This is a genomic window from Alteromonas sp. G4i13 (genome assembly GCF_054960505.1).
In genome coordinates this window covers 1-4923 of record NZ_JBHNYX010000086.1, presented here as the reverse complement: position 1 = coordinate 4923, position 4923 = coordinate 1, and the positions used below count along the sequence as shown (strand labels likewise).

4 protein-coding genes are annotated in these 4923 nt (G+C 46.2%); all 4 read right to left on the bottom strand.

Annotated elements, in window-relative coordinates; genetic code table 11:
- A partial coding sequence (locus ACFI6J_RS21285) for an MFS transporter (RefSeq protein ID WP_272983839.1) occupies positions 1-572 on the bottom strand: 572 nt, incomplete at its 3' end.
- Between the two features lie 227 nt (positions 573-799).
- The gene (locus ACFI6J_RS21280; RefSeq protein WP_020745975.1) at positions 800-2923 is read right to left on the bottom strand and encodes a TonB-dependent receptor family protein; all 2124 of its coding nucleotides are present in this window, start codon (positions 2921-2923) and stop codon (positions 800-802) included.
- 196 nt (positions 2924-3119) lie between these two features.
- Positions 3120-3425, bottom strand: a complete 306-nt coding sequence (locus ACFI6J_RS21275) for a 2-oxoglutarate and iron-dependent oxygenase domain-containing protein (RefSeq protein WP_024024471.1) — start codon at positions 3423-3425, stop codon at positions 3120-3122.
- 413 nt (positions 3426-3838) lie between these two features.
- Positions 3839-4923, bottom strand: a 1085-nt coding sequence (locus tag ACFI6J_RS21270; RefSeq protein WP_462586383.1) for a sensor histidine kinase, incomplete at its 5' end; no start/stop codon positions are given.

Below are 4923 nucleotides of genomic sequence, written 5' to 3'. Positions count from 1 at the left end.
AGTGGTGTGATTTCCGCGCTACTGGGCTGATCGCTTTTTATAAGCAGTAATACACCAACAGCAAAAAGTAGCGCAGTAAAAATGGCGACAAAAGGCATCACACCGTGAACGCCAACAAAGCCAAGGCAAAGCTGTCCTAACGAGCTGCCACCATAGAACGCTCCCATATAAAGGCCCACGCGCTTGGCGCGGTCGGCTTCATTACCATGTAATAACCAAGACTCAACAACAACGAATACACCTGCAACGGCAACGCCAGCAACGAACCGGGCAAGCAACCAAACGCTGGCGTCAGGGATTGCAGGCATTATGGCAATAGTAGTGATGAGCGTACCTAAACACCAAACAAATCCGTTTCGGTGTCCCAAGCGGGTAACCAAAGGCTCAATGGCCAACGCACCGAGAAGAAGGCCTGCATAAAAGCTACTTGCTAACCAACTGGCCAGCGACGTATCAAGGCCATAGTGCGTTAGCATAAGTGGAATGAGGCTCATTAAATAGCCTGACGCTATCGCATACATTGCCAGGGCAATCACCGGCGCTGAAATGCGTACTTTAGGCTCTGTAGACAATGTGTTTTCCAACGTTAAAGCCCCTGCAATCCGCAACTGCGTTCTAATGGCTATTAATTATTTGCGGGAATATGAGGGAATTTAACGGCGAGGTAAAACAAAAAGAAATGGTCGTAAAGAGCGATTTTATTACATGTTGAAGTGTGGAGGTGGTCTGAAAAGACGCTGGTTATAAGCGCGCACCGCAGGGCCAAGTTATCGCCCCTGCTTGCTTACAATTTTGCTATTTACATTTGAAAGCGTACGCCTGCAAATACGGTTCTTTCGAGGGCAGGTTCGATACCATCATTTCTCACGCGAGAATAATAGTTCTCGTCTAAAAGGTTATTAATGCCTCCATATACTGCCCATTGCGAATCGATACGATATTCAGCGGTCAGGTCAACAACTTCATAGGAAGGAATTAGCGCGGCTATTTCATCGATGCCTGTTCCTCTAGACGCATTCGAGTCTTGCCAAAATTGCTCGTCTACCATTGTCGCAGTAAGCGCGACATCAAGCTTTTCCGTGTTGTATATAAACCCGGCGCGTAAAAGATACTCCGGTGCAAAAGCGGTGGTATTTCCAACCAGGCTCTCGTTAAGGGAAGAGACGATTTCGGCATCAAGCAACGAGCCATTGGCAAAAATTCTAAAACTTTCGTCAGCACGACCCGCAAAAAGGTCGTAGTCGACGCTAAACTCTACGCCTTGATGGCGAGAGTCGCCAGAGTTCACTCGCTCTATGTCAGCGATATTTACCTGAATAGTTTCAATTTTGTCGTCAAAGTCGATTCTAAACGCGCTCACGTCAAGTACAAGACCATCAACAGGCATGGCGCGGTAACCAAATTCATAGTTCATTGCACTAGAAACATCGGGGCCATTTGAGCTGGCGAGTTCTGAATTGGGGTTGGCCAAATCATCAAATCGTTGAGGGCGATAAGATTCAGAAACGTTTGCATAAAGCTCACTGATTTCGTTGAGCTGATACATCATGCCAAGACCGAGTAGCAGTTCATTTTCAGTCTCGTCTACGTCGATAGGATCTCGGTTTAGACTTGGATTTTTAGTCAACTCTTCTAAGTCGTAATTAACGCGCTCATAACGTAGGGTAGGTACCACACTCAATTTATCGAATTTGAATAAATTTTCGATAAATACGGCGTTATACGTCATTTTACGGTCTTGATCGAATAGCAAGTCAGCGGCGTTCTGTTGGTTAGAGCGAATATCGCTACTGACGTGACGAGTTCTTGGGCTATCTCCCCAGTAAGAGGTTGTCCCCACAGTCAGCACATTGTTGTCGCCCCAGGCTTGCGCATAACGGGCGTCGAAGCCCCAATTATCGAATTCTTGTTGATCAATATTTGTGGTAGCAGGCTCATTCTCAGGCTCAGAAAATTGCCCAGAACGGCGACTAAAGCGGTCCATGTATGAATACCAGACATTCGCGTCAAGCGTCGCACTATCGCTAATCTTCTGCGCAAAAGTAAAATTAGCCAGTACTTGTTCTATCTCAACACGATTGAATGGGGTTAATGTTTGATTGCGGTCTTGTTCAAATTCCGTCGTACTCAAACGACCTGCTTCACCAGAGTCTGAGTTGTATACATCAAGTTCGAAACCAAGGCGAATGTCGTCAAACCCTTCATAAGCCACACTAACGTGGCCTGATGTTACATCGAAATCTTCATTATCTCGAGGGCCGTCGGCCGAACGGTGGTCTACCGATGCAAAGAAACCGAAGTCTCCAGTTGAAGTGGCAAACTCATTATAAGTGCTATATAGCCCATTGCTCCCGAGTGCTTGATCGGTTCGAAAGCCCGTATCGCGGCCTACTTCTGCGCGCTTGGTAATAAAGTTTACCGTCGGCCCTATTTGTGGACCGTAAATTAAACCCGACCCGCCGCGAACGAATTCTATGCGCTCAATACGCTGTGCTGGCGGCATGTAGTAGATGGTAGGGTATCCGAAAAGGTCTGCGGCTAGGGGAATATTGTTTTGAAAAAAGCCCACGAACTCAGACTCATGAGGGTTTCCTAAGCCGCGGTAGTTCACATTGTAAAAACTGGGGATGGCTTGATCTGAAACGAAGAGCCCCGGCAGCGTAGAAAACATCTGTCTTAAGTTTGGCTCAATGAAGTTAGGCATTTCATCAAGCTCTACCACTGAGGTCTTTTTGCCCTCAAAGATTTTGCCAGAATCAACGGCAGCCATGGTGCGTGGAAATGTTGAATCGCTATTTCCACTAATGGTGATACGCTCAATATCGTCTGGCGCTATAGCCGCCATTGCGGACGCGCTCGACAGTCCCGCTAGTGCAAATGCTATCGCTTTACCCAATTTAGATACTCTACTTACATTTCTCATAAATTTACCCTTTAATACTCTAAATACAAATGATAATGGTTCGTATATGATATATATAATTGTTTTTTTATCAACAAAAAATTCGAAGAATAAAATCTATTTAACAAAAATGCTTATGAACTAGATGATTGCCCACTCAGAGGGCGCTAGCAAGTCTCCTAGCGAAACGTGAGAATCCAGGAGTGGCTGTTCCCTTTCAAATTCCCAGGACGAAGCTACGCATAGTGAAGGTTTCTTTGATATCTGCCGGAGCGGTGGGATCCAGGTTTTCCTCCAGCAATCCCTGATAACCAAAGTTTTCCTGAGCAGAGCGATAACCGCAGCGGGATTTGGTTTGCTGATCGCCGGTAAAAAATACACGGCTGACCGCATAAACTTCCGCTAATAATGTCGGCTCTATACCAATGTCGCTGATTTGCATAAACCCAGACTGGCTTAAGCTCTTGTGGATTGCCTGCGCCGGGGCAGGATGTGGATAAAAGGGGATGACAGGTAAGGTCATTTTTGCTCTCTTTAAAAAATGGGTGACAATGCCGCGTCCGCTCAATCGAGGCGCAGACGCATGAGTTAAGTTAAAGAGATTTTGTGTTACCAGCCCACCAGGCCAGGCACCAGTGGAAGAAGCCGTAACTGCATGGCAGTAAATTAAGCTTACTAAAGTGAGGAATGCTCGCCGGCTGTTTGACACAACCGTGAGCCAGTACCGTGAGCAACGACATTAAATCGATCAGCAATCCTAAAACACCGCATGTAAAGCGGTGTGATGTCATACTCATTGATTGAAAAAACGAAGTGGTTGCCACGCGCCTGCTCTGTATATGGTATAAATAAAATACTACACGGCAGCCGGTTAAATGCAATGGGAAAATTATCGGTAAAACCCAATTGAAGCATGCTCCGAAATCGCCTTAAAACTCAATCAGCCTGCGCGTTTTCCTGCTTTAATGGCAACAACAAAGTAAACTCGGTAAACACACCGGGTTCGCTCTCGCAGTGAATCGAACCATCCAGTCGCTGCATAATGTTATACACCACCGATAAGCCAAGCCCGGTTCCCTCGCCGATGGGTTTGGTGGTAAAGAAGGGCTCAAATATTTTCTGCTGGATGTCGGCCGCCATGCCGGGGCCGTTATCCCTAATTCGAATGTGCAGCATATTATCTATCTCTGCAGCGCTTATTTGAATAACCGGCTCAGCCGTATCCGCCTTTTCCATTGCCTGCACAGCGTTTTTAATCAGATTCACCAGTACTTGCTCAATGAGACCTGAGTGCGTATGCAACACGCCATTGAACTCAACATTCCGCTGGATGCTAACCTTGTTATCCAGGTCATATCGCATCATCTTCAGAGTGTCATCCAGCAGCACAGAGAAATCACAAACCTCTTTTTCTCCGGTCTGATTATGAGAAAAAGAGCGTAAGTCGCTAATGATATTTTTAACCCGTTGCAGACCATTAAAAGAATCAGCGACGATTGCTCTGATATCTTCCAAAATAAACGGTATACCCGCCTGCTCCTCAAATTCACTGAGACTTTGTTTGAGATGAGCCGCTTTTTGATCCTGCTGAATGTCTATGGCAGTTAACAGCTCACTCTGCATGGACTGCAACTGAATAATGTTATCCAGATAGCTATCCATTGAGGAGAAGTTGCTGATCACAAATGACAGTGGATTATTAATTTCGTGAGCGATACCCGCTGCCATACGCCCGATACTGGCGAGCTTTTCGTTGTGTGCCAATGCCTGTTTAGTGGATTTAAGCTCCAGCAGCGTATCCCGCAGACGGGTATATTGTTTCTTGAGGCTCGACTCAGCCTGTTTGCGCTCTAACAACACCGTAAGCTGCTCAGCGGCCTTATTGATAATCGTAATCTGCTTCATGGAAACCCGCTCCATCTCCTGTTCGGGGATCAGGTAAAGCAATAAACACACTACGCGTTTATACACCACGATGGGGAATGCCAGATAACTACCAATATGAGTGGTTATAAGTTGGG

Coding starts and splice junctions, on each gene's coding strand:
- ACFI6J_RS21280 (WP_020745975.1), bottom strand. CDS start 2,923: ATGAGAAATGTAAGTAGAGTATCTAAATTGGGTAAAGCGATAGCATTT.
- ACFI6J_RS21275 (WP_024024471.1), bottom strand. CDS start 3,425: ATGACCTTACCTGTCATCCCCTTTTATCCACATCCTGCCCCGGCGCAG.